This is a genomic window from Streptomyces sp. NPDC111606 (assembly GCF_055656945.1).
On sequence record NZ_JBVKBY010000004.1, the window covers coordinates 289,709 to 313,255 of the forward strand.

At 71.4% G+C, this 23,547-nt stretch carries 21 protein-coding genes and 2 pseudogenes; 8 read left to right on the forward strand and 15 right to left on the reverse strand.

Annotation, left to right across the window (positions count from 1 at the left end; genetic code table 11):
• Positions 1-519: 519 nt before the first annotated feature.
• The 11 genes from ACZ7M7_RS16685 to ACZ7M7_RS16735 form a co-directional block, all read right to left on the reverse strand.
• On the reverse strand, positions 520-1,467 hold the full coding sequence (locus ACZ7M7_RS16685) for an SMP-30/gluconolactonase/LRE family protein (protein WP_472117180.1): 948 nt from the start codon (positions 1,465-1,467) through the stop codon (positions 520-522).
• A complete protein-coding gene (locus ACZ7M7_RS16690) occupies positions 1,464-2,096 on the reverse strand; it encodes a bifunctional 4-hydroxy-2-oxoglutarate aldolase/2-dehydro-3-deoxy-phosphogluconate aldolase (RefSeq protein WP_472117183.1) in 633 nt (210 codons plus the stop codon). Before ACZ7M7_RS16690 ends, ACZ7M7_RS16685 begins: the two co-directional genes overlap by 4 nt.
• Positions 2,087-2,944 (reverse strand): hypothetical protein, encoded by an 858-nt coding sequence (locus ACZ7M7_RS16695; RefSeq protein WP_472117187.1) that lies wholly within the window; start codon positions 2,942-2,944, stop codon positions 2,087-2,089. Before ACZ7M7_RS16695 ends, ACZ7M7_RS16690 begins: the two co-directional genes overlap by 10 nt.
• Entirely contained in the window at positions 2,938-4,083 is a 1,146-nt protein-coding gene (gene dgoD, locus ACZ7M7_RS16700) for a galactonate dehydratase (RefSeq protein ID WP_472117190.1), read from the reverse strand. Before dgoD ends, ACZ7M7_RS16695 begins: the two co-directional genes overlap by 7 nt.
• Positions 4,080-4,820 (reverse strand): FadR/GntR family transcriptional regulator, encoded by a 741-nt coding sequence (locus ACZ7M7_RS16705; protein ID WP_383601987.1) that lies wholly within the window; start codon positions 4,818-4,820, stop codon positions 4,080-4,082. Before ACZ7M7_RS16705 ends, dgoD begins: the two co-directional genes overlap by 4 nt.
• Before the next feature lie 40 nt (positions 4,821-4,860).
• On the reverse strand, positions 4,861-5,610 hold the full coding sequence (locus tag ACZ7M7_RS16710) for an SDR family NAD(P)-dependent oxidoreductase (RefSeq protein WP_383601984.1): 750 nt from the start codon (positions 5,608-5,610) through the stop codon (positions 4,861-4,863).
• A gap of 76 nt (positions 5,611-5,686) precedes the next feature.
• Positions 5,687-7,759 carry an alpha-galactosidase gene (locus tag ACZ7M7_RS16715; protein WP_472117194.1) on the reverse strand — a complete coding sequence of 691 codons (2,073 nt, stop codon included), beginning with the start codon at positions 7,757-7,759 and terminating at the stop codon, positions 5,687-5,689.
• Positions 7,756-8,634, reverse strand: a complete 879-nt coding sequence (locus tag ACZ7M7_RS16720) for a carbohydrate ABC transporter permease (protein WP_472117197.1) — start codon at positions 8,632-8,634, stop codon at positions 7,756-7,758. Before ACZ7M7_RS16720 ends, ACZ7M7_RS16715 begins: the two co-directional genes overlap by 4 nt.
• The gene (locus tag ACZ7M7_RS16725) at positions 8,634-9,569 is read right to left on the reverse strand and encodes a carbohydrate ABC transporter permease (RefSeq protein WP_383627553.1); all 936 of its coding nucleotides are present in this window, start codon (positions 9,567-9,569) and stop codon (positions 8,634-8,636) included. The genes ACZ7M7_RS16720 and ACZ7M7_RS16725 overlap by 1 nt, the downstream gene beginning before the upstream one ends.
• Before the next feature lies 1 nt (position 9,570).
• Positions 9,571-10,857 (reverse strand): ABC transporter substrate-binding protein, encoded by a 1,287-nt coding sequence (locus ACZ7M7_RS16730; RefSeq protein WP_472117200.1) that lies wholly within the window; start codon positions 10,855-10,857, stop codon positions 9,571-9,573.
• A gap of 76 nt (positions 10,858-10,933) precedes the next feature.
• Complete coding sequence (locus tag ACZ7M7_RS16735) at positions 10,934-13,042, reverse strand: DUF8189 domain-containing protein (protein WP_472117203.1); 2,109 nt, start codon at positions 13,040-13,042, stop codon at positions 10,934-10,936.
• Positions 13,043-13,283: 241 nt separating this feature from the next.
• On the opposite strand from ACZ7M7_RS16735, the pseudogene ACZ7M7_RS16740 reads away from it, so the two are divergent.
• The 5 genes and pseudogenes from ACZ7M7_RS16740 to ACZ7M7_RS16760 form a co-directional block, all read left to right on the forward strand.
• Positions 13,284-14,362 (forward strand): annotated as a pseudogene (locus ACZ7M7_RS16740) (discoidin domain-containing protein); the annotation flags it as partial.
• A 139-nt stretch (positions 14,363-14,501) separates the two neighbouring features.
• Complete coding sequence (gene mgrA, locus ACZ7M7_RS16745; protein WP_383601963.1) at positions 14,502-15,545, forward strand: L-glyceraldehyde 3-phosphate reductase; 1,044 nt, start codon at positions 14,502-14,504, stop codon at positions 15,543-15,545.
• 149 nt (positions 15,546-15,694) lie between these two features.
• Complete coding sequence (locus ACZ7M7_RS16750) at positions 15,695-16,855, forward strand: S1 family peptidase (RefSeq protein ID WP_472117206.1); 1,161 nt, start codon at positions 15,695-15,697, stop codon at positions 16,853-16,855.
• A 99-nt stretch (positions 16,856-16,954) separates the two neighbouring features.
• Positions 16,955-17,284: an antibiotic biosynthesis monooxygenase family protein gene (locus ACZ7M7_RS16755; protein WP_328419826.1), complete on the forward strand. Its 330-nt coding sequence runs from the start codon at positions 16,955-16,957 to the stop codon at positions 17,282-17,284.
• A 192-nt stretch (positions 17,285-17,476) separates the two neighbouring features.
• Positions 17,477-18,115, forward strand: coding sequence for an NUDIX hydrolase (locus tag ACZ7M7_RS16760; RefSeq protein WP_472117209.1), 639 nt, complete (start codon positions 17,477-17,479; stop codon positions 18,113-18,115).
• On the opposite strand, the gene ACZ7M7_RS16765 is transcribed toward ACZ7M7_RS16760, so the two are convergent.
• Positions 18,048-18,848, reverse strand: coding sequence for a DUF817 domain-containing protein (locus tag ACZ7M7_RS16765; RefSeq protein ID WP_472117211.1), 801 nt, complete (start codon positions 18,846-18,848; stop codon positions 18,048-18,050). The two genes, ACZ7M7_RS16760 and ACZ7M7_RS16765, sit on opposite strands and share 68 nt — an antisense overlap.
• 180 nt (positions 18,849-19,028) lie before the next feature.
• Between ACZ7M7_RS16765 and ACZ7M7_RS16770 the strand changes: the two genes are divergently transcribed.
• Positions 19,029-19,955, forward strand: coding sequence for a GNAT family N-acetyltransferase (locus ACZ7M7_RS16770; protein ID WP_472117214.1), 927 nt, complete (start codon positions 19,029-19,031; stop codon positions 19,953-19,955).
• Here the strand turns inward: ACZ7M7_RS16770 and ACZ7M7_RS16775 are convergent.
• A complete protein-coding gene (locus ACZ7M7_RS16775; RefSeq protein ID WP_472118008.1) occupies positions 19,948-20,355 on the reverse strand; it encodes a hypothetical protein in 408 nt (135 codons plus the stop codon). The genes ACZ7M7_RS16770 and ACZ7M7_RS16775 overlap by 8 nt on opposite strands.
• Before the next feature lie 58 nt (positions 20,356-20,413).
• Positions 20,414-20,587 (reverse strand): hypothetical protein, encoded by a 174-nt coding sequence (locus tag ACZ7M7_RS16780; protein WP_453820564.1) that lies wholly within the window; start codon positions 20,585-20,587, stop codon positions 20,414-20,416.
• A 231-nt stretch (positions 20,588-20,818) separates the two neighbouring features.
• Between ACZ7M7_RS16780 and ACZ7M7_RS16785 the strand changes: the two genes are divergently transcribed.
• Entirely contained in the window at positions 20,819-22,633 is a 1,815-nt protein-coding gene (locus ACZ7M7_RS16785; protein ID WP_472117217.1) for an ABC transporter ATP-binding protein, read from the forward strand.
• Between the two features lie 30 nt (positions 22,634-22,663).
• Here ACZ7M7_RS16785 and ACZ7M7_RS16790 read toward each other — a convergent pair.
• A pseudogene (locus ACZ7M7_RS16790) lies at positions 22,664-22,819 on the reverse strand (amidohydrolase family protein); the annotation flags it as partial.
• 179 nt (positions 22,820-22,998) lie between these two features.
• Between ACZ7M7_RS16790 and ACZ7M7_RS16795 the strand changes: the two are divergent.
• A complete protein-coding gene (locus ACZ7M7_RS16795) occupies positions 22,999-23,538 on the forward strand; it encodes a MarR family winged helix-turn-helix transcriptional regulator (RefSeq protein WP_383601942.1) in 540 nt (179 codons plus the stop codon).
• The last annotated feature ends 9 nt before the right edge of the window (positions 23,539-23,547 follow it).

A 23,547-nucleotide genomic window follows, 5' to 3' on the forward strand; every position in this document is an offset into this window, starting at 1 on the left:
GGGCTGCCACACCGAACGGCAGCCCGGCCGTCACGCCGGAAGCCCCGGCACGTGCGGCGCCGGATGCCTCTACGGCCGCCTTGCCGGACGGCTGCCCGACACGCACCCCGGACGCCTCCGCGGCAGCCGCAGCAGACGGCCGAACACCAGCCGCACCGGAAACCTGAGCAGGCGCGGCGCCGGACGCCCCTACGGCTGCTATACCGGACGACCACCCGACCCACACCCCGGACGCCCCCGTGGCAGCCGCAGCAGACGGCCGAACAACGGCCGCACCGCAAACCTGAGCAGGCGCGGCGCCAAACGCCCCTACGGCTGCCTTACCGGCCGCCCACCCGACCCACACCCTAGACGCCTCCGCGGCAGCCGCGGCAGACGGCCGAGCAACGGCCGCGCCGGATGCCTCAGCAGCTGCGGCTCCCGATGCTCCCAGGGCCCCCACAGCGAATGGCAGCCCGACCGTCACGCCGGATTCCTCCGCGGCGGCAGCGGATCCCGTACCGGACAGCCCCGCGGCGGTCACGGCTGGTCCCCGACGGCGGTGGGCCTCGGGGGATCGCCGGCGGTGGTCGGGCTCGTCCGATCCCAGGTGGTCCCAGCATGCCGGGCGATGTCCAGGCGGACCGCGGGCGTCGGCGTGCCCGGCACGTTCACGCGGGTGGTGAACAGGGCGCCGTCGTCCGGGCCCGGTGCGGGCAGGCCCACGTGGGCGGTCGTGATGTGCAGGACGTCGTGGGCGAGGCACAGACCGGCCGGCTGCCGTGCGGGCAACCGCAGAGTGCGGTCGAGCGTGCCGTCGGGAAGATGGCGGCGGACGGTGCCGATGCCCCAGACGGCGATCCACACGGCGCCCTCGACGTCGACCGCCATGCCGTCGGGGCTGCCCTCGCCGATCGTCACGAAATCCTGGGGTGCGCCGAGGGCCGCGGTGACGGGGTCCACGGGGTAGCGCCGGACCACGCCCCGCGCACTGTCGGCCAGATACATGACGCTGCCGTCCGGCGTGAACGCCGGTCCGTTGGGCACGGTGATGCCCTCCAGTACCCGTACGACCGTGCCGTCCCGGTCGAGGCGGTACAGCGAACCGGCGCCCTCCTCGGCGTCGTAGGCCATGCTGCCGGCCCAGAAGCGGCCGAACGGGTCGGCGACGGCGTCGTTCATGCGCATGGGGGTCCGGGCGTTGTCCTCCGGCCGGGCCAGCCAGTCGACCTGGCCGTCGGAGTGGAGGATGCAGATGCCGGTGCCCGCGGCGGCGACCCACGTGCCGACGTGACCGGCCAGGGGTGCCACGGCGCCCAGCGGGACGGGGAGTTGGGCCACCGTGCGCAGGGGTGCCGCGGGGTCGTCCGGGGCCGACAGGAGGCGACCGGCGAGGATATCGACGAGGACGATGCCGGAGCCGGTCCAGCGGATGCCCTCGCCCAGTTCGAGGCGGTCGGGTCGGGTGGTGCGCAGCTCCGGGGTCACCGCGTCGCCTCTTCCACAACCTTGCGGAAGGCACCGGCCCGCTCCCTGAGGGCGGTGATGCTGCCGCCGTCGGCCGCGTCGCATACGAGGGGGGAGCCGACGCCGACCGCGATGGCCCCGGCCGCGAGGCAGGCGCGGGCGACGACCTCGTCGACTCCGCCCACCGGGACGAACGCGGCGTCGGGGAACGGGCCGCGCAGGGCCTTCAGATAGGCCGCTCCCCCGGCCTCGGCGACCGGGAAGACCTTCAGCGCGGCCACTCCCATGGCCTGCGCCGCGATGATCTCGGTCGGGGTCAGCACGCCGGCCAGGACCGGCATGCCCAGCTCCTGCGCCGCGCGGACGCCGTCGCCGAGTCCCGGCGTGACGGCGAAGTCGGCTCCGGCACTGTGGGCGGCGCGGGCGTCCTCGGCGGTCAGGACGGTGCCGACACCGAGGGGTCGGTCCGAGCCGAGCGTGGTCCGGGCGCGTTCGATGACGGAGAGGGCGCCCGGGGCGGCGAGTGAGACCTCGATCAGTTCGACGCCCTCCTCGGCCAGGGCCAGCACGGTGCGCAGGGCGGCATCGGGGTCGCCGCCCCGCACTATCGCGACCAGGCGGTGGATGGCCAGCGCGGCAGTCAGGTCCACGGACGGTGCTCCTTCGGTGCGGGGGTCGAGGGGCAGCGGCAGGCCCCGGTGAGGGTGAGACGCCAGCGGACCTCGCCGGACGCCGGTACCCGCGCGGCGTCGGCGGGGCCGGCGTCGGCGAGGTCGAAGACGCGGCCGAGCATGGGCTCCACGCCCGTGCTCCGGTACGGGTGCGGCCGGGGGTAGCCGGCGAGGTTGCGCCACAGGGCGATCGACACGGGTTGTCCGTCCGTCACCAGTTCCAGGGCGAGCCGGTCGCGGGCGTCGTGGACGCAGCATCGCGCCGAGTCGACGACCGCCCCGACCGCGGTGCCGTCGTCGGGGCCGAGCCGGTCGAGGGGCAGTCCGTGGGGTGCGGGCCAGCTGCCGGTGATCCAGGGTGCCCCGGCGGGCCAGGCCCGGGCCATGAGAGGGGCGGCCTCGGGGAACAGGCGGGTGGCCGCGCCGGCCGGCATGCGCAGGGTGGCGTGCGGCGAGAGGTCGAGCAGGGCGTGCGCGGCCCAGACGAAGCGGAACCCGGGCCGTGCGGTGAGGAGGTAGTCGACGTGGGTGCCGTCGGACGTTTCGCGGACGGACCGTGCGAGGGCGAAGGACTCGCACTCGACGTGTTCGGTGTCGCCGGTGCGGGTCCAGGGGCGTGACCAGGCGTCGCCGTGATCGGGGAGGCCGCGGACGGTGGGGATGCACTCCTCGAGGCCGCCCGCGTCCACGAACGCATCACCCGGTACGGCCTTGTCCCGTTCCGGCGCCGTACGGTGCCACAGCCATTCGCGGCCCCCTGAACGCAGGGACGTCCAACGGCCGCCGTGCGCGGGGTCGGTGGTGATGGCCGGCACCCTCGTCACCATTCGGCGAAGGAGCCGTCGGCGTGCCGCCAGACCGGATTGCGCCAGGTGTGTCCGCTGCGGTCGGCCGCGCGTACGGCCGCCTCGTCGATGGTGATGCCCAGGCCCGGGGCGTCGTTCAGCGGTGCGTGGCCGGCCACGAAACGGAAGGGGGCGGGGTCGGCGAGGTAGGACAGCAGGTCGGCGTCCTTGTTGTAGTGAATGCCTCGGCTCTGTTCCTGGATCAGGAAGTTGGGTGTGGCGAAGGCGACTTGGAGGCTGGCGGCCAGCGCGATTGGGCCGAGCGGGCAGTGCGGGGCGAGCTGGGCGCCGTAGGTGTCGGCGAGGGAGGCGATGCGGTGGACCTCGGAGATGCCGCCGGCGTGGGACAGGTCGGGCTGGGCGACGGCGATGCCCGCGGTGAGGGCGGGCAGGAACTCGGCGCGGGAGTAGAGGCGTTCGCCGGTGGCGAGCGGGATCGGGGTCGCGGCGACCAGGCCGGGCAGCAGATGGCCGTGTTCGGGGACGACGGGTTCCTCGACGAACAGCGGGTGCAGCGGGGCGAGTTCGGCCAGGACCCGGCGGGCGCTCGCGGCGGTGAAGCGGCCGTGGAAGTCGACGGCGACGTCACGGTCGGGGCCGAGTGCCTCGCGGGCGGCTGCCACACGGGCGACCACCGCCGCGGTCTCGGCCGCGGTGCCGATCGGCGAGGTGGCGCCGGCGCCGTTCATCTTGACCGCGGTGAAACCGGCCTCGACCTGGGCGGCTATCTGTTCGGTGAGCTCGGCGGGTTCGTCGCCGCCGACCCAGGCGTAGACCCGGACGCGGTCGCGCACGGGGCCGCCCAGCAGGGCGTGCACGGGGGCTCCGTACGTCTTGCCGGTGATGTCCCACAGGGCCTGGTCGAGGCCGGCGACGGCGCTGGACAGGACGGGGCCGCCGCGGTAGAAGCCGCCCTTGGTGAGGACCTGCCAGTGGTCCTGGATGCGCAGCGGGTCCTGGCCGACGAGGTACTCGGCGAGGACGTCCACCGCCGCCCGGACCACCTCGGCCCGTCCCTCGACGACGGGTTCGCCCCAGCCGACCACGCCGTCGTCGGTCTCGATCCGGCAGAACAGCCAGCGCGGCGGGACCAGGAAGGTTTCTATTCGGGTGATCTTCACTTACCGCCGTTGCCTTTCGTGTCGTCGGGTCCGTCGATCCGGTCCAGGTCGCGTCCGGCCTGGACGAGCAGGGCCCGCATCGCCGCCTCCGCGGCCTGCGCGTTCCGGTCGCGTACGGCGTCCAGGACGGCCCGGTGGGCCGGTACGGGGTCCTCGCTGTGCGGGTGGCTGTGCACGATGCGGTCGCGGTGGGCGAGGCCGGGCTCGATGACCATCTCCATGCGCTGGAGCAGCTCGTTGTGGGTGGCGCCGAGCAGGGCGCGGTGGAAGGCGAGGTCGGCCTCCACGGCCTGTCCCGGGTCGGAGCCCTGCTCGCCCATCGCCTCCAGCGCCGCGTCCAGGGCCGCCAGGTCGGCGTCGGTACGGCGTTCGGCGGCGAGGCGTACGGCGGCCGGTTCGACGATGGCGCGTACTTCGGCGAGGTTGGCCAGCAGTGTCCGGTCGGCGTCGGTGGCGACGTCGGCGCCCTCGAACTGCCAGCGCAGTACGTCGGCGTCGAGGAGGTTCCAGTCGGCGCGGGCTCTGACGAAGGTGCCGCGTTTCTGGCGGGCGTCGACCATCCCCTTGGCGGCGAGCACTTTCAGGGACTCGCGCAGGGCGGTGAGACTGACGTCCAACTCGCTCTGCAGCGCCACCAGGTCGAGCGTGGCTCCCTCGGGGATCCGGCCGCCCAGGATGCGGCGGGCGAGGGCCTCCACTGTCTGGCCGTGCACGCCGCGGCGGGCGTAGGGCGTCATGTCGTACAGCCTTTCTGCTGGGAAGTGGGGAAGGCGGCGGTCATGCGGACGCCTTCACGACGCTCCAGCCGCCGTCCACGACCAGGCTCGTGCCGGTGATGTACGCGGCTTCGTCGGCGCTCAGGAAGGCGATGGCCGCGGCCACCTCCTCGGGGGTGCCGAAGCGGCGGGCGGCCGTCTCGGCGACGCTGCGCTCACGGTCCTCGGGCGGCACCCGGTCCCAGGCGGCGGTGAGGATGGGGCCCGGCAGGACGGCGTTGACGCGGACGTCGGGCCCGTACTCGACGGCGAGCTGACCGCACAGGGACAGCAGCGCGCCTTTGGACGCGGCGTACGCGGGGTGGCCGGGAATGCCCACGCGGGCGTGCACGGACGAGGTCAGCACGGTCGCCCCGCGCCGGGCCCGCAGATCGGGCAGCACCGCCCGGAAACCGAGGAAGCTCGCGGTGAGGTTGACGGAGAGCTGCCGCTGCCACGACTCCAGGGTCATCTCGTGGGCCGGGACGACGTCGACGGTGTAGGCGTTGCCGACGAGGACGTCCACGGGTCCGAAGTCGTGGGCGGCGGCCACGATCCGCTGCCAGTCGTCCTCCGCCGCCACGTCGGCCCGCACGAACCGGGCCCGGCCGCCGTCCTTCGCGATCCTTTCGGCGACCGCCGCCCCGCGTTCCGGCGACACGTCGGCGAGGACCACGGCGGCTCCCTCCGCCGCGAGGCGTACGGCGGTGGCGGCGCCGATTCCGGAGGCCGCACCGGTGACGACGGCCGTGCGGCCGGTGAAGCGGTCCATCGTGGGTCGACTCCTTCGTGAGCGCGTTGCGCGTGCTCCGTGAGCGGGGACAGGCCGTGCGGGAAACATATGCGGCTCACTGACGTGTCAGTACCACGAGGTCCGCGTCATGATCGGCTCTCCAGGCGAACGGCAGCCCGTAGTGCAGCAGATGGGCGCCGCTGTACGTCGTCCCGGTGGCGGTGTCCCGATAGCGTGCCGTCGGCTCCAGTGCCCGCAGCCGGAGCCGGTCGGGGCGGCCGGGTACGAGGGGGGAACCGTCGAGCCGTCCGGTGCCGAGCGCGGCGACGACCGTGCGGTCCCCCGCGTCGTACTGGACCCCGCAGGTGGTGTCGGCCGGAGAGCCGAGCAGTCGGGCCTCTCCGTGGTGGACGACCTCGCGCAGATCCTTGTAGCGGGCGATCCACCGCGCGGCCTCGACCCGCTGCTCCGGAGTCCATGCGCGCAGGTCCGCGCCGATGCCCAGGACCCCGCACATGGCGTTCACGAAGCGGAAGGCGAGGCTGCGCGGGCGCGGGTCGAAGATGCCGGGCGCGTCGGTGACCCAGGAGCTCATGACGTGCGGGGCGTGGGCGTGCAGGAAGCCGTGCTGGACGGAGAGCCGGTCCAGCGGGGCGGTGTTGTCGCTGGGCCAGACGACGTCGGTGCGGGCCAGGGTGGCGTGCTCGACGCGTGCGCCGCCGCCCGCGCAGCCTTCGACGGTGACGTGGGGGTGGGTGGTGCGCAGGTGGTCGAGGACGCGCAGGTAGCCGTGGACGTGTTCGGCGTCCAGGTCGAGGCGGTCGGCGGGCCGGGCGCCGGGGCGGCCGCGTTCGGTGGGCGGGCGGTTCATGTCCCACTTCAGATAACTGATGTCGTACGTGCCGAGGAGCCGGTCCATCGTGCCGATCACGAAGTCCTGGACGTCGGTGCGGCCGAGGTCGAGCAGGAGTTGGTTGCGGATCAGGCGGGCGGGCCTGCCGTCGACGCGGTAGACCCAGTCGGGGTGTTCGGTGTGGAGCCGGCTGCCGGGGCTGACCGCCTCGGGTTCGACCCACAGGCCGAAGTCGAGTCCCAGGCCGCGCACCTCGTCGACGAACCCGTCGAAGCCCTGTGGAAAGGCGGCCGGGTCCGGATGCCAGTCGCCGAGCCCACCGGTGTCGTCGCCGCGGCCGGTGAACCACCCGTCGTCGACGACGAACAGTTCGGCCCCGATGTCCGCTGCCGCCTTCGCCAGCTCCAGCTGTCCGGCGGCGTCGACGTCGAAGCCGGTGGCCTCCCAGGAGTTGTAGAGGACCTTGCGGGGGCGGTGCAGCCGGTCGCCCGCGAGGTGGCGGTCGTAGCGGTGCCAGACACGGGACAGCCCGTCGAGTCCGTCGGGGCTGAAGGCGCAGGCGAGGCGGGGCGTGACGAGGGTGTCTCCGGGCGCGAGGAGGACCGCGCCTTCGTGGGGGACCCGACCGGCGCGCACGCGCACCGAGCCGCCCGGTTCGGCCTCGGCGGTGATGTGCCAGTTGCCCGGCCATTCGAGCGCGATGCCGTACGTGGCCTGCGCGTCCCCGTCCTGCACGGCGAGCCAGGGCGCGTACGCGTGTCCGGGCGCGCCCTGGAGGCTGCCCATGGTGAACGTCCCTCTGGGCAGGTCGAGTTGGGTGCGCTGGAACTCCTGCGACCACTGGCCGGTGAGGTAGGTGAGCCGGGCCGCGTCGGTCACCGGGATGTTCACGGCGCCGGAGTCGAACCGCTCCAGTCGCAGTTCCGCCCTGCCGGTGTGCTCGGTCCAGCGGAGGATCACGTCCGTGCCCGGCACGGTTTCGTAGCACAGGACCGTGCGCAGGCCGAGCACCTCGTCGGTGAAGGCGAGCCGTAGCGTCCCCTGCCCTTCCTCCGCCCCGTCGAAGTCCCACCACACGCCCCGCTCGTCGCCCGGGCGTGCCGCGATGAGGTCGGCGCCGGTGAAGAGCCGCAGTCCGTGCGGCAGATACTCGGCGGGGGCGGCGTCGGCGGGCGTGATGAAGTGGGTACGCCGGGACCGGTCGAGGGCGGAGGGGCCGTGCTCGACGCCGAGCGGGCCCCAGGCCTCGAGTTCGGCCCACGGGCCCTGCGGGGAGAGGCGGACGGTGTAGCTGGTGTGCTCGGTGTGCAGGGTCCAGCGCCGGTGCGAGGTCACTTCACCGCTCCCAGGTTGAGGCCGGCCACGAAGTGCCGCTGGAACCGGAGGAACACGGCGACGGTGGGCGCGGCGGCGATGACGGAGCCGGCGGCGATCACGTTCCACATCGACACGTACTGGCCCTGGAGTCCGATGAGGGCGGCGGTGATCGGCATCTTGGTGTCGCTGCGCAGCACGGTGATCGCCCACAGCAGGTCGTTGAAGATCCACGTGAACGACAGGGCGCTCAGCGCGGCGAGCGCGGGCCGCGTCAGCGGGAGGATGATCCGCCAGAAGATCTGCCAGGGCCCGGCGCCGTCGACGACCGCGGCCTGCTGGATCTCGGCCGGTATCGCCCGCATGAAGCCGTGCAGGACGAAGACGTAGAACCCGACACCGAAGCCTATCTGCACGCCGATGAGCGCGGTCAGGGTGTCGTGGACACCCATCAGTTCGCTCAGCTTGGAGACCGGGATGAGCAGGATCTGCGGCGGGAGCAGGTTGCCGCCGAGCATGAGCAGCAACAGGGAGCGGCGCAGGGGCAGTTCGTAGCGGCTGAGGGCGAACGCGGCCATGGCCGACAGGGCCAGGGTCACCAGGACGCACGGGACGGTGACGAGCAGGCTGTTGATCAGGGCTCGCTGCTGACCGCCGTCGACCCAGGCGAGCCGGAAGTTGTCGAGGGTGAAGGAGTGGGGCCAACTGCCCAGGCCGTGCGCGGCGATGTCGTCGAAGGAGCGCAGGCTGGTCACCAGGACCAGGGCGATGGGCAGCAGCCACAGCACCGCGAGCGCACCGGCGCCGAGGTGGAATCCCGCGGTGGCGGTACGGCGGCGGCGCAGCGCCGCGGAGCCGGCGGAGGTGCGCGGGGCGGAGGTACGGGTGGTCGCCATCAGTCGGCCTCCCGGAAGGCGCGCACGAGGTAGGAGGCGATGACGCCGAACGCCAGCAGGAAGATGACGACGGCCAGGGCGGAGCCGTATCCGAGGCGCAGGGACTGGAAGGCGGTCGAGTACATGTAGGTGCTCAGCAGTTCGGACGAGTGGTAGGGGCCGCCGCGGGTCAGCGACCACACGACGTCGAAGGAGCGCAGCGAGTCGATGATGATGACGGACACAACGACCGCGTTGACGCTGCGCAGTTGGGGCAGGGTGACATGCCGGAAGCGCTGCCAGGCGCTCGCACCGTCGACCTTGGCGGCCTCGTACAGCGCCGGGTCGATGCCCTTGAGCCCGGCGAGGTAGAGGACCATCACGTAGCCGATCTGCCGCCACAGCGCGGGCACGATGACCGCGTACAGGGCGGTGTCCTGGTCGGCGAGCCACGCGTGCCGCAGGCTGCCGAGGCCCACCGACTCGAGGAGTTGGTTGAGGACACCGTCGGGCTGGTAGATGGCCTGCCAGACCAGCGCGGTGGCGACCAGGGAGAACACGACGGGCAGGAAGAGGGCGGCGCGGTAGAAGCCGATGCCGCGCCGCTCCTGCTGGAGCAGCATCGCGGCGGCGAGGCCCAGCAGGGCGGAGAGGCCGCCGAAAAGGACCAGCCACAGCACGGTGTGCCCGACCGCGCCGCGGAAGATGTCGTCGCCCGCCATCTCCCGGAAGTTGTCCAGGCCGACGAACTTCGGTGCCGACACACCGTCCCAGCTGGTCAGGGCGAGGTAGAAGCCCTGCAGTGCGGGCCAGAACACCCACACCGCCTCGGCGAGCAGCGGGACGAGGACGAAGGCGACCACCAGCGGGGGTGTGCGCCTCGGTCCCCGGCCCCGGCCGCCACGGGACGGCGCCGGGACCGGGAGCTTGCGGTGGGGGGCGGTCAGGACGGCCATGTCAGGCGTTCCAGATCTTCTCGGCGTCGCGCTGCCAGTCGGTGAGGATGCTCCCGATCTCCTTGGGCTTGGCGAGGAACTTGGTCAGCGCGGTGTCGGCGGTGGGCTGGAGGGCGTCGCTGGAGTCGCGGTTGAAGTACTGGGTGATCTCGGCCGCCTCCTCGATGTGCTTACGGCCCTTCTTCACCAGCGCGGTGCCGGCGTCGGCGGCGTCGGGATGGCAGGGCAGGGCGGTGCCGGACGATCCCTTGATGTAGATCTCCTGCGCCTCGGCGGTGGCGAGGTAGCCCAGCAGATCGAGCACCCCGTCGCGGCGGCCGGTGCGGGCGCTGGCGAAGTAGCCGTCGGTGGGGGCCTCTTCGGCGAGCGGGACCTTCGCGTCGATGACCGGGAAGCGGAAGAAGTCGATGTCGTCGAGGGCGTCCTTGGGTGCCGCGTCGGCGAAGAAGGTGCCGATCAGCATCATGCCGCTGCGGCCGTTCAGGAGGGCGGTCGTGGCGTCCTGGAAGGCACCCGCGGTGCCGTTCGGGTCGAAGTATGGCAGCACTTCCTGCCAGCGGTCGAAGACCTTGCGGACCTCGGGGTCGTCGAACCGGTGCTGTCCGGCGAGCAGTTGGCGGTGGTACTCGGCGCCGTTGATGCGGATGTCGAGGTAGTCGAACCAGGCGGAGGCCACCCAGGCGGTGTTGCCGCCGGCGCCCAACCCGATCGGGGCGACGCCCTTGCTCTTGAGCTTGTCGCACAGGTCGAGGAAGTCGTCCCAGGTCTTCGGCTCGCGCACGCCCCACTTGGCGAAGTTGGACTTGCGGTAGAACATGCCCCACCAGTAGTAGGTGGTGGGGACGAAGACCTTCTCGCCGGAGCCGGCGGTGCACAGTGAGTTCAGTGCCTTGGAGTAGCGCCCCAGGTCGGGCGAGTCCCAGAGCTCGCCGAGGTCGAGCAGCAGGTCCTTCTTCGCGTAGGCGTCCGCCACCGAGCCCGGGTACCAGGTGTACACGTCCGGCGGGTTGGCGGAGGTCAGGTACGTCGGCAGCTGGGTCCGGAAGGTCTCCGCGGCGACCGTGTTGAGGCTGACGCTCCCGGCGTCCTTCTTGCCGTAGGCGGCGACGATGTCCTCCATCGCCGCCTTGGCCTGCGGTGCGGACAGGTTGGACTGAAGGGTGACCGCGCCCGTGGACGAGGACTTCGAGGAGGAGGTGGACGTGACACAGCCGCTGAGCAGCGAGGCCGTCCCGGCGGCGCCGAGTCCGGCGAGGAAGCGCCGTCGGCTGGGCTGAGGGTTGGTCATGAAGAGCTCCCTGTGGGTCCGCGCGGCGGATCCAGGTTCGCGTGGCGCTTCCACCACGTCAAGATTAATTACTAATTTATTTGAACTGGGTCCGGTGGACGTATCCGTCGACCCCGCGGAACACGACGTCGACCGCCCCGTCCTCCCCCGCGACCGCCCCGAGCGAGCCGTCGAAGGCGGCACTGGGGAACTCCTCCCGCTTCGACCAGCCCTGCCATGCCGCACCGTCGTAGCGGCGCTGCCAGAGCGTGTAGTCACCGGCCCGGGCGTACAGCACCACGGCGTCCCCCACGGCGACGAGTGTCGGACTGCCGCTCACGGTCCCGCCGAGCGAGGTCCACTCCGACCACGCCCCCGACGCGTCCCGCACCCGTGTCCACACGTCGTCCGCCGGGGTCCGCACGGCGACATGGACCCGCCCCTGCGTGTCGACCACGGCGGACGGCCTGCCGTACGTCGGCCGGTCGCCCGGCGCACCGAGCGACGACCAGTCCGAAGACGACCCGCGCTGCACGATCCGCCCGTCCGCCCCGCGCGCGACGAGCGTCCAGTTCGTGGAGTCGGTGAACGCGACCGACGGCGCGTCGGTCACCCGTCCGCCCAGGCTCTGCCAGCCGCCCCACCGTCCGTCGGCGAACACCCGCCGGTACACACGGGAGTCGGCGCCGCGCACGAACACGTCGATCCGGCCGCCGGCGGACGCGTAGGCGGCGGGCTGGCCGAGGATCCCGCCCCCGGCCGGGCCCCCGAGGTCCCTCGTACGCGGTGTACCGCCGCCGTTCGTCGCCGCCGAGTGCTGCACGAGGTTCCCGCGCGGTCCGCGGTAGAAGGTGGTCAGCGTGTCGCCGTTGCGCACAAGGGCCGGGCTCGCGGTCGCCCTCTCGCCCAGGCTCGTGCCGGGCAGGGCGTCCTCCCCGGTCAGCTTCAGGAACGCGGTGCCGTGGGCGGGGACCTCGACGGTGTACGACCCGGTGTGCGTGCCGCGATCGGCGCGCGCCCGCAGGTCGCGTACCTTGACCGCGCCGCCCAGCGCCGCGTCGGCGAAGTTCACGGTGCGCCGGACCGGCTGGTCGGAGCGGTTGAGGAGAACGACCGCGCGGCGGCCCTGCCCCGAGAGGACCTTGCTGTAGACGTCGCCGTCGGAGTCGGTGGCCACGCGGACGCCCTGGACGGCGAGCGGGTCCTGGTTCACGGCGATGATCTCGGGGTTGCGCAAGGTCTTGATCATCGACTCGGACAGGGTGCGCGGGTCGGAGCCGAGGACGAGCGGCGAGGCCATCTCGGCCCACATCACGAACTGGGTGGTGGACTCCTCCTGCGTCAGCTCGTACGACCCGTCGGTCATGCGGCGCATCGGGATGAGGTAGTCGGGGTCGTTGTAGTGGCCGGGCCCCTGAGCCTCGGGGTGCCAGGCGTTGGCGTCCATGTTGCGCAGGACGTTGGGCCACTGGCCCGGGCTGGGCGTACCCCAGGCGATGTCGGTCCCGGTGCGCCAGGAGTCCGCGATGGTCGGGGCGTAGGCGTAGGTGTTGTGCGCGTCCTGCTCGGGCGTGTGCGGCAGGCCCCAGTCGTCGGTGAGCGGGTTGCACAGGTTGAGCAGCATCCTGCGGCCGGACTTGGCGACGGCGTCGCTGAACTCCTTGAACGCGGGCCCGGGATCGAGCTTCGCGCCGATTCCGCACAGGAAGTCGACCTTGATCGCGTCGACCTTCCAGTCGGCGAACTGCCGTGCGTCCTGGTCGTAGTGGCCGCGGCTGCCGAGCCCGCAGGTCTTGCCGCCGTCGTAGGCGCCGGCGTCGGTGTAGATGCCGGCCTTCAGACCGCGCTTGTGGAGGTAGGAGACCAGGGCGGGGATGCCGGACGGGAAGCGGTCGGGGTGGGCCGTCAACCGCCCCTGCGTGTCACGGGGGTTGTCGGCCTGCCAGCCGCCGTCCAGCCACACGATGTCGTAGCCGCTGTCGCGCAGCCCGCTGCTGACGAGCTTGTCGGCGACGGCCCGGACCTCCTTCTCGGTGGGCGCGCCGAGCCCGTAGTAGGTGTTCCAGCCCATGTACGGCGTGGGGGCGAGACCACTGTCGTAGTAGTCGGGCGCGCCCTGGTCCACGGTGGTGTGCGCGGTGGCGGTGGGGGCCGCCGACGCGGTCAGGACCACGGAGATCGCGGTCGCGAGAGCGAGTGAAGTCACGTGCCTCTCCCGGAGGTTGGGAAGCAGGAGGAGGTGTGACGCGGGCCGCGCCGGAGGCCGGGGCCGTCGGCGTCACGGCGATGACTGTGGCGCGCGGCCGGAACCCTGTCAATATTAATTACTAATTTAAAGAAACAAGGATCCGGCCCTGCCGGAAGCCTTGACGGGTCCACACCCACGGTGCAGGGTTTGGCAACGTTGTCAGCGAGCGTTCGACAACGTTGTCACAGCCATGCGGCGGCCCTACGGCTGGGTCGAACCGCAGCGCTACTCTGCCGCGACCACCTACGGCAGCGGCGGTTTCGGCTTCCACACCGAGATCGGCATGCCGGTGCTGCCGACGGCGCAGACCATGCGCCGGCTCGTGGGCGACGAACCGGAGTGGCCGGTCAAGGGCGCCTGGTACCACCACGACTGGAGCACCCGCGGGAACCAGGCACCGCAGAACTACCGGGCGGCCATCGAGACGAGGCTCGGCGAGGCGAAGGACCTCGACGACTTCTGCCGCAAGGCGCAGTTCGTCAACTACGAGAACTTCCGGGCCATGTTCGAGGCGTGGAACGCCCGGCTGTGGGACAACGCGAGCGGGCTGATGCTGTGGATGTCCCATCCCGCCTGGTACAGCACGGTGTGGCAGACGTACGACTACGACTTCGACGTCAACGGTGCCTACTACGGCGTGCGCAAGGCGAGCGAGGCCGTGCATGTACAGGCCGATCCGGTCAGCGGGGAGGTGATCGCGGTCAACCACACGCCCCACCGCATCTCGGGCGCGACGCTCTCCGCGCGCCGCTACCACCTCTCCGGCCGTCGCCTCGGTGCCGAGCAGCGCGCGACCGTGGACGTCGCCGCCTCGTCGACCGCACCGGCGTTCACCGCGGACCGGCCGGACGACCTGCCCGGCCTCCATCTGCTGCGGCTGCGCCTGGTGGACGCGCGCGGGGAACAGCTGGCGAGAACACCTACTGGCGGTACCGCGAGGCCGCCGACATGCGCGCCCTGAACCAGGTCGGCGGGACCAGGGTCTCGGTGGAGATCACCGACGCGGACCGCTCGGGCGACCGCCACGGCCTCACCGCCCGCCTGCGCAACCGCGGCACGACGGTCGCGGCGATGGTGCGCGTCTCGCTGCTCGACGCCGAGTCCGGACACCGGGTCCTGCCCACGCTGTACGGGGACAACTACCTCTGGCTCCTCCCCGGCGAGTCCCGCACGGTCAAGCTGTCCTGGCCGGCCGCTTCCCTCACCTCCGGCAGGCCGGCCGTTCGGCTGGAGGGTTACAACGTGCCGACGACGACCGTGGGTCGGGCGCGCACGTGAGGCCGCCACGTCATTCAGAAACGGCATCGCTGAATCCGATGAAAAGGATGCGTTGGACGTCAGAATCAGGCAGGAGCACAGTGAACACGTCCTCACCTGGACCGAACCACCCCGACTGCACCCCTGCGGAGAACACTCGATGAACCACGTCGCGGATCCCGAGCGCTACAACGGCACCATGCGATACCGGCGCACCGGACGCTCAGGACTCGACCTTCCCGTGCTGTCCCTGGGGTACTGGCACAACTTCGGTGACGACCGCCCGTTCGAGGCCCAGCGCGAGATCGCCCTGCGCGCCTTCGACCTCGGCATCACGCACCACGACCTCGCCAACAACTACGGCCCGCCCTACGGCGCCGCGGAGATCAACTTCGGCCGGCTGATGAAGCAGGACCTGGCGCCGTACCGGGACGAGCTGGTGGTCTCCACCAAGGCCGGCTGGGACATGTGGCCCGGTCCGTACGGCCAGGGCGGCGGCTCGCGCAAGTACGTGCTCGCCTCGCTCGACCAGTCCCTGCGGCGGACGGGCCTGGACTACGTCGACATCTTCTACTCCCACCGGCTCGATGCGAGCACGCCGCTGGAGGAGACGATGGGGGCGCTCGACACGGCCGTCCGCCAGGGCAAGGCCCTGTACGTCGGCATCTCCTCCTACGACGCCGAACGCTCCCGGCAGGCGGCCGCCATCCTCCGGGAGCTGGGCACGCCGCTGCTCATCCACCAGCCGTCGTACAGCATGCTCAACCGCTGGATCGAGAACGAGGGCCTGCTGGAGGCCGCCGGGCAGGAGGGCTTCGGCGTCATCGGTTTCACCGCGCTCGCCCAGGGGCTGCTGACCGGGCGCTACCTCGACGGCGTCCCCGCCGACTCGCGCGCCACGCAGGGCAAGTCGTTCGACGAGACGTGGCTGACGGAGGACATGCTGGGCAGGCTGCGGGCGCTCAACGACCTCGCGGCCCGCCGCGGCCAGAGCCTCGCCCAGATGGCGCTCGCCTGGGCTCTGCGCGACCCCCGTGTGACCTCGCTGGTCATCGGTGCCTCGCGCACCGAGCAGCTGGAACAGAACGTGGCCGCGCTGGAGAACCTCGACTTCAGCGACGAGGAACTGGCCGAGATCGACAAGTACGCCACCGACGGCGGCGTCGACCTGTGGCAGGACGCGCGAACCGGAAATCTCGGCTGAGGTCCGGGCCGCCCGCCCTCCACTCGACCCGGTCGCTGGTATGGACCTGATGCGTCGTCAGGGCTAAGCTCTGCCCGACCCTGAATGAGAGCGCTCTCAGATTGCGGTTGTTCCACCCCACCTTGTTGGAACGACGAAGGGCAACTCCCTTGAGACGCATCAGACTCACGTACGCCGGCCTCGCCGCACTCCTGGTCCTCGGCAGTTGGACCGCGGGCGGAACCGCGCAGGCCACGGCGGACGACTCCGCCACCGTGGCGGACGCCGAACCGGCCTCCCCCGGACTGCTGCAGGCGATGCAGCGCGACCTCGGCCTGTCGAAGGAGCGGGCCGAGGCGCGCCTGGCCGCGGAACGCACCGCCATGGACGTCGCACCGAAGGCACGCAAGGCCGCCGGATCCGCCTACGGCGGCTCGTGGTTCGACGCGAAGAGCGAGCGGCTCACCGTGGCCGTCACGTCGGACGCCGCGCCCGCGACCCTGCGCAAGGTCCGCGCCACCGGCGTGACGGTACGCACCGTCACGCACAGTGCGCGCGATCTCGACGCGGCCAAGGCACGCATCGACCGTCTCCCCGCACCGTCCGGCGTGAGCAGTTGGCACGTCGATCCGGTGGCCAACACGGTCGTCGTGAACGTCGTCCGCGACAAGCGGTCGGACAACGATGTCCGAGGCTTCGTCTCCCGCGCCCGCGCGGCCGGACCCGTCACCGTCGAGACCGTCGCGGCGGCCCCGCAGACCTTCGCGGCGGGAACGGTCGGCGGAGATCCCTACTACACCGGTAACGTCCGCTGCTCCATAGGCTTCTCGGTGCACGGCGGCTTCGTCACGGCCGGGCACTGCGGTGGGCAGGGAGCGAGTGTCCGGGGCTGGGACGGCAGCCACATCGGAACGTTCCAGGGCTCCTCGTTCCCGGGCAACGACTACGCCTGGGTGAGCGTCGGCAGCGGCTGGTGGACCGTGCCGGTGGTCCTCGGCTGGGGTACGGTCCCGGACCGGCTCGTGCGCGGCTCGGCCGAGGCGCCCGTCGGCTCGTCCATATGCCGCTCCGGCTCCACGACGCGCTGGCACTGCGGCGCCGTGCTGGCCAAGAACGAGACCGTCAACTACAGCCAGGGCTCGGTGCACCAGATGACGAAGACCAGCGTCTGCGCCGAGGGCGGCGACTCCGGGGGCTCCTTCATCAGCGGTGACCAGGCCCAAGGGGTCACCTCGGGCGGCTGGGGCAACTGCTCCGGCGGCGGGGAGACCTGGTTCCAGCCGGTGAACGAGATACTCGGCCGGTACGGGCTGACCCTGCACACGGCCTGATGCGCCGGAGCTGATGCGCCGGACCTGGTTCGTGGCGCCACACCTGTGAAGCACGAGCCGCCGCGCGTCCGCCGGCGGCCGTGCGGCAGGATGAGGACCATGAGCGTAGTCAAGATCAACGTACTGACCGTGCCCGCCGAGCAGCGCGAGACGCTGGAGAAGCGCTTCGCCTCCCGTGCCCACGCCGTGGAGAACTCGGACGGGTTCGAGTGGTTCGAGCTCCTCCGGCCGGTCGAGGGCACGGACACCTACCTCGTGTACACGCGCTGGCGCGACGAGGAGTCCTTCCAGGCCTGGATGGAGGGCCCCATGAAGTCGGCCCACCAGGGCGGCGGCCAGGAAGGCGCCGAGCGCCCGAAGCCGGCGGCCAGCGGGTCCACGCTGTGGTCCTTCGAGGTCGTGCAGCAGGCCGGGCCGAAGGGCGAGTGACGACGAGCGGTCGGCGGTGAGCGGCGGGGGCCAGGGCCTGATGTGAAAGTGGCGTCGTCGCCCGAAGGGCGGCCGCGCGGCGTCCGGTGCGTGCCGGGCGTCGCGCGGCAGGCGCCACGTCCACAACAGGCCCTGCGGCAATGCCCCTGCCGTGTTCGGCTCCGGTCGCGTTCGGGATGCCAGAATGCGCGAATGGTGTCCTCGCGCAGCCTCCCCGCTTCCTCCGACGGCCGCCTTCGGGCCCAGTTGGTCGACCTCGTCGACGGCATCGACCCCTGGGACGACCTTGAGCGGGACCACCTGCGTCTGGCCGGCGAGTGGCTCGCCGGCGGCGCACCGGTCTACCGGACGCGCAAGCCTGACGTCCCGGACACTCACCTCGTGAGCTACTTCGTCGTACTGGACGCCGAGTGCGGCGAACTGCTGCTGGTCGCGCACCGCAAAGCCGGCCTGTGGCTGCCCCCGGGCGGGCACGTGGAGCCGGGTGAGGACCCGTGGGCGGCGGTTGAACGCGAGTGCCGGGAGGAGCTGGGTATCCCGGCACTGGCCTCGGACATCACCGGCGAGCACCCCCTCTTCCTCACCGTCACCCGAACCCGTGGTCAGGGGGAACACACCGACGTCTCGCTCTGGTACGTCATCACCGCGGACGCGCGAACCCTCACCTCCTACGACGAGGAGGAGTTCACGGCGATCCGGTGGCTGACTCCCGAGCAGGTGCTCGCCGAGTCACGCGACTCCCTGGACCCCCACATGCACCGCTTCACTCGCAAGCTGATGCAGACCGCCGGTGCGACCGGGTCACTGCCGCGAGGACGAACGTCACGCTGATCAGCAGGGCCCAGGCACCGAACTTCTCCACTCCCACGGGCTGCCAGCCGTCGAGTTGGTAGGGGTAGCGCCAGGCCCCCACGTAGGTGGCGAGGTTCTCCGCGACCCACAGGAAGAAGCCGATCAGGACGAAGGACAGCGCCAGGGGCATCCGGCGGCGGGTGGTGCGCACCGTGTAGCGGACCGAGGTGCCCGCGGTGACGGCCAGGAGCAGTGCGGCGAGGAGCCAGCGGGCGTCGGGGAGCCAGTGGTGGCTGAAGAAGTTGACGTAGATGGCCGCGGCGACCACGGCCGTCGCCCGCGGGCGGTACCGGACCAGCTCCAGGTCGAACAGGTGCCAGGCACGGCAGACGTAGCTGCCGACAGCGGCGTAGAGGAAGCCTCCGTACAGCGGGACGCCCGCGAATTTCAGTACGGCGGGCTCCGGATAGCTCCACGAGCCGAGGGACACCTTCACCAACTCGAAGGCCAGGCCGATGACGTGGCAGACCGCGATGACGGCGACGTCCCGCCCGTCCTCCCAGCCCCGCAGCCAGAACAGCAGCGTCAGCAGCACGCCGTAGACGACGAGCAGGTCGTAGCGGGCCACGGGAAGGCCGGGCAGCAGGGCCGAGGCGGCCACGCCGGACATCAGGGCGATGGCGAAGGCGCAGGACCGCGTCTGTATCCAGGCGAAATCGAGCAGCTGGCGCAACGACGCCGTCAGGGTGCCGGCGATGCTTGTGGTGACCATGATCCCAAAGACGAGCTCACGGCGCCCTCGGTTGCGCGGAGGGGGGTGCCTGAGAAGTCTCAGCATCCGTGTGGCCTCGCGTTTCCCTGGAGTTCCGAGCACCGGTCGAGTGCCGGAGTGCCGTCGCCCGGTCACCGAAAATCCGTTGCGGCCGTCCTCCCCTCCCCCGACCCTTGGCCCATGCCCTACGCCCTTCGTCCGGCCGGCCTCACCGACGCGCCCGCCATCACCGAACTCCTCAACGAAGTCGACCGCATCGAGATCGGTCGGCCCGAGACCGACCTGCACACCGTCGAGGCCGACCTGAAGCACCCCGAGATCGTTCTGGACCGCGACTCGTGGCTGGCCTTCGACGGCGACCGGCTGGTGGCGTACGGCCTGTTGTGGGACGACTCGGCCGGTGAGCGCGTCGACGTCGACCACTACGTGCTGCCCGACCACCAGCCGGCGGGCGAACTGATCCTGGACGCGCTGCAGGACCGTGCCCTGGAGAAGGCCCGCGAGAACGGTGCGGCCAGGGCGGTGGTGCATCTGCACCTCAACACCGAGCCCACGCTCGACACGGAACTGATCGAGCGACGGGGCTGGCACGTCGTACGGCGCTATCACGTGCTGCAACGGCCCCTGGACGGCGCGGCGGACCTCGTACCGGAACTCCCGAACGGCATACGCCTGCGGCCGTGCGCCGAGGAGACGGACCGTGCGCGTGTCCACGCGCTGTACCAGTCCAGCTTCGCCGAGCACTTCGACTTCCAGCCGCGGAGCTACGACCAGTGGCTGCACGACGTCGACGCCGAGGTGCTCGACTGGTCCCTGGTGTGGATCGTCGGCAGCGAGGAGTCGGGGGACGCCGGATTCCTCATCGCCCGCGACGACCGTGAGGCGATGGGCTGGATCCGGAGCATCGGCGTGCTGAGCGAGGCACGCGGCTGCGGTCTCGGCGGTCTGCTGCTGCGGCACGCGTTCGCCGCGTTCGCGGCGCGCGGGCGGGACACGGTGGGGCTGGGCGTGGACACCGCCAACCCCACGGGGGCGCCCGCGCTGTACGCCCGGCACGGTATGGCCGTTCACTACGCCGTCGACACCTGGGAGACGGTGCTCAGCTGACGTGGGCCTCGACCTGGCCGGAGCCCTCTGCGCGCCGCTTCTCGAGGCGCAGGGCCGCGCCCGTGACCACCGCGCCGATCCCCTCCCACAGGCCCACGCCCAGGAAGCCGGCGGGAGCACGGCCACTGACCACCGCCAGTGTGAACACCGTGCAGGTCAGCAGGCGGAAGGGGACCGTCCAGCGGAAGAACGCCTTCCAGTCGGAGAGCGCGGCCAGCACGTAGTAGACGCCCATATTGAGCGCCGCCATGGAGGAAGCGGTCAGAAAGACCAGGGTGTGGTCTCCTTCCGCACGCCGAGAGCCCGCCTCGGTGGCGAAGCCCATGGCGGTGAGCAGAGCGTCCGGGGCGACGAGCCCCACCGCGCCCATGACGGCGGCGAGGACGCCGAACACCGCCATGGTCCAGCCGGACAGGGAGCGGGGCAGACGTCGCACGCGGTCCTCCATGGGTGACGGGTCAGCGGCCTCTCGCGCCCGGCTGGGCACTGCTTCTACGGGTGTTGTTGTACAGGCGCAGCAGGTGTTTGGCGACTGCGCACGGTATCGAGTCGGCGTAGCACTGCCGGCAGGTCCGCATGTGGTGGTCGTAGTCGGCACGTGCCTGCTGCAGGGCATCGGTCTGGGACGACATCGAGGTCCTCGGAGTTGACGACGGAAGGGGGTTGGTGGCGGAGCGGGTGTCGCGGTGACTGCGAGGTCCACCTGAGGACAAAGTTGATCATGTTACTTGTGGTACGGGAAAGTCGTGTTTCGTGTGCGACCGCATGCTCCGGCGCGGGTCCCCGAACGCCCCCGGTGAGCCCCCCACCGACCGGAAAACGCTTGGACTTCGCGGTCGCCGCCACGGGACACTACGGTCGAAATGGGAACTCCTGAATCGCACAAGGTTCAGCCGGGCAAGCGCTCGGTACTTCTCGCACTTCGTTACTACGGACGGGAGTTGGCCCGGCTTCGCCTGCTGACGGCCCCCGCGATGGTGCTGTCGGCGCTGGGCAACATCGGCATCAACTACGTCGCGCCGCTGATCGTGGCCAAGCTCGTCGGCGACATCGCCGGCGGCGGGGACGTCACGGTCGGTTCGACGCTGCCGTACGTCCTCGGCTTCGTCGGTGTGCTGCTGCTGGCCGAGGCGCTGTGGCGTGCCGCGCTGCACTGCCTGAACCGGCTGGACGCCCTCGGCATCGAGCATCTGTATGTGATCGGGATGGACGAGCTGTTCGCGAAGGACGCCGCGTTCTTCCACGACAACTTCGCCGGGTCGCTGACCAAGCGCGTCCTGAGCTTCGCCTCGCGTTTCGAGCAGTTCGTCGACACGCTGACGTTCCAGATCGTGGGCAGCTTCGTGCCGCTGGTGTTCGGCGCGGTGGTGCTGTGGCGCTACGAACCGCTGCTCGTCGTCGGGCTGTTGACGATGATCGCGCTGACGGCGGTGTGTGTGGTGCCCCTCATCCGGCGCCGTCAGGCCCTCGTCGACCAGCGGGAGGAGGCGATCGCCCGGGTGTCGGGGCACGTCGCCGACAGCCTGATGAACATGGACACGGTGCGCGCGTTCGGCGCCGAGGAGCGCGAGGCCGCCGAGCACCGCTCCCGGGTCGCGGTGTCACGCCGGCTGACCTTGCGGGCGTGGGACTACGGCAATCTGCGCATCGACACGCTGGTCGCGCCGATGTCGGTGCTGACCAACGCGCTGGGGCTGCTGCTCGCGGTCACGCTGGCCGGGGGCGCGCACGGTGTGGAGGCGATCGTGGTGGCCTTCACCTACTACAACAACGCGACGCGGATCATGTTCGACTTCAATCAGATCTACCGTCGGCTGGAGAGCTCGATGACGGAGGCCGCGCAGTTCACCGAACTGCTCCTGACGCCGCCGACCGTGCTCGATCCGCCGTCACCGGAGCCGCTGCTGCCCGCGCCCGCCGACGTCCGCTTCGAGAAGGTCACCTTCGCCCACGCCGGCGGCCGGCCCCTCTTCGAAGGACTCGAACTGGCCGTGCCCGCCGGGGCGAAGATCGGCCTCGTGGGCCGGTCGGGCGGCGGCAAGACCACGCTGACCCGGCTGCTGTTGCGGATGACGGACATCGACGCCGGGCAGATCCTGATCGGCGGTCAGGACATCACCATGCTCCGCCAGGCGGACCTGCGCGGCCTGATGGCCTATGTGCCGCAGGACCCGGCGATGTTCCACCGCACGCTGCGGGACAACATCGCCTTCGCCCGGCCGGACGCCACCGACGCCGAGATCCGCCGCGCGGCGGAGGCGGCGCACGTCACGGAGTTCGCCGACGCGCTGCCGCACGGCTTCGACACCATGGTGGGCGAGCGCGGCATCAAGCTGTCCGGCGGTCAGCGCCAGCGGGTCGCCCTCGCCCGGGCGATCCTGCGCGACGCACCGATCCTGCTGCTCGACGAGGCCACCAGCGCCCTGGACTCCGAGAGCGAGATCCTCGTCCAGGAGGCGCTGTGGCGGCTCATGGACGGGCGGACCGCACTCGTGGTGGCGCACCGGCTGAGCACGGTCGCCACCATGGACCGGCTCGTCGTCCTCGACCGGGGACAGATCGTCGAGCAGGGCACCCACGAAGAACTGCTCACCCTGGACGGCGCCTACGCGAAGCTGTGGCAGCACCAGTCGGGGGGCTTTCTCGAGGACAGCCCGGCACAGGTGGAGTTGCCCTGACCGCGTCACGGCCTCGTGCGCCACTCGCCCTCAGGCGCCGCGGTGCACGATCTGCCCGCCGGTCACGGTGAGACGGACCGGCGCCTCGGCGACCTCGTCGGCGGGTGCGTCGACGGGGTCGAGGCCGAGGGCGGTGAGGTCGGCCCGGAAGCCTTCGGCGATGCGGCCCGCGAAGGTCGCCTCGCCGCGGTTGAAGCGGGCCGAGCACAGGTACGACCCGCTAGGGATTCTGATCCCGGGGCAGGAGATCTTCCCGGTGAGGTGACGGTCGGCGTTCGCCGCTGTTGTTTCAGGGCTAAGATTTCTCCGAGGTTCGCAGGGCCACGGAGCCCGCGTTTCCCGACAGGAATCCGCGAAGGGACGACATGGCTCAGCGCAGGGCGAAGCGGCCGGATGCCGTGGCGCGGATCGTGGAGGACTGGGCGCGCGAGCGACCGGGGCTGGACACCTCGCCGCTGGAGGTGCTCGCCCGGCTGCACCGCGCCTACCTGCAGTACCAGTCGCGGCTGACCGCGCAGATCGAGAAGCACGGCCTGTCGGTCGCCGGTTTCGACGTGCTCACGGCGCTGCGCCGGGCCGGCGCCCCCTACCGGCTCACCGCGGGCCAGTTGGCCGCCTCCGGCCTGATCTCCTCGGCGGGAGTGACGCTGCGTCTGGACCGCCTGGAGAACGACGGGCTGCTGGTGCGCGAGCGCGACGCGGTGGACCGCCGCGTGGTCTACTCGCGGCTCACCGACGCCGGGTTGAAGAAGGTGGACGAGGTGTTCGCAGAGCACCTGGACAACGAGCGGCGGATGCTCAGCGGGCTTTCCCTCACCGAGCGCCGTCAACTCGCCCGGCTGCTGTCCGGGCTGGAACACTCGATCGTCGAATCCGACACGGCGGGGGAGGACGCGGCCGGCTGACCAACGGGC

What these genes read in the sequence shown, in the direction of transcription:
- ACZ7M7_RS16780 (WP_453820564.1), bottom strand. Translation starts at nt 20,587, where the DNA reads ATGTCGTCCCAGACCGATGCCCTGCAGCAGGCACGTGCCGACTACGAC.
- ACZ7M7_RS16705 (WP_383601987.1), bottom strand. Translation starts at nt 4,820, where the DNA reads ATGACGCCCTACGCCCGCCGCGGCGTGCACGGCCAGACAGTGGAGGCC.
- ACZ7M7_RS16695 (WP_472117187.1), bottom strand. Translation starts at nt 2,944, where the DNA reads ATGGTGACGAGGGTGCCGGCCATCACCACCGACCCCGCGCACGGCGGC.
- ACZ7M7_RS16755 (WP_328419826.1), top strand. Translation starts at nt 16,955, where the DNA reads ATGAGCGTAGTCAAGATCAACGTACTGACCGTGCCCGCCGAGCAGCGC.
- ACZ7M7_RS16785 (WP_472117217.1), top strand. Translation starts at nt 20,819, where the DNA reads ATGGGAACTCCTGAATCGCACAAGGTTCAGCCGGGCAAGCGCTCGGTA.
- ACZ7M7_RS16770 (WP_472117214.1), top strand. Translation starts at nt 19,029, where the DNA reads ATGCCCTACGCCCTTCGTCCGGCCGGCCTCACCGACGCGCCCGCCATC.
- ACZ7M7_RS16795 (WP_383601942.1), top strand. Translation starts at nt 22,999, where the DNA reads ATGGCTCAGCGCAGGGCGAAGCGGCCGGATGCCGTGGCGCGGATCGTG.
- ACZ7M7_RS16775 (WP_472118008.1), bottom strand. Translation starts at nt 20,355, where the DNA reads ATGGCGGTGTTCGGCGTCCTCGCCGCCGTCATGGGCGCGGTGGGGCTC.
- ACZ7M7_RS16710 (WP_383601984.1), bottom strand. Translation starts at nt 5,610, where the DNA reads ATGGACCGCTTCACCGGCCGCACGGCCGTCGTCACCGGTGCGGCCTCC.
- ACZ7M7_RS16725 (WP_383627553.1), bottom strand. Translation starts at nt 9,569, where the DNA reads ATGGCCGTCCTGACCGCCCCCCACCGCAAGCTCCCGGTCCCGGCGCCG.
- ACZ7M7_RS16760 (WP_472117209.1), top strand. Translation starts at nt 17,477, where the DNA reads ATGGTGTCCTCGCGCAGCCTCCCCGCTTCCTCCGACGGCCGCCTTCGG.
- ACZ7M7_RS16730 (WP_472117200.1), bottom strand. Translation starts at nt 10,857, where the DNA reads ATGACCAACCCTCAGCCCAGCCGACGGCGCTTCCTCGCCGGACTCGGC.
- ACZ7M7_RS16765 (WP_472117211.1), bottom strand. Translation starts at nt 18,848, where the DNA reads ATGGTCACCACAAGCATCGCCGGCACCCTGACGGCGTCGTTGCGCCAG.
- mgrA (WP_383601963.1), top strand. Translation starts at nt 14,502, where the DNA reads ATGAACCACGTCGCGGATCCCGAGCGCTACAACGGCACCATGCGATAC.
- ACZ7M7_RS16720 (WP_472117197.1), bottom strand. Translation starts at nt 8,634, where the DNA reads ATGGCGACCACCCGTACCTCCGCCCCGCGCACCTCCGCCGGCTCCGCG.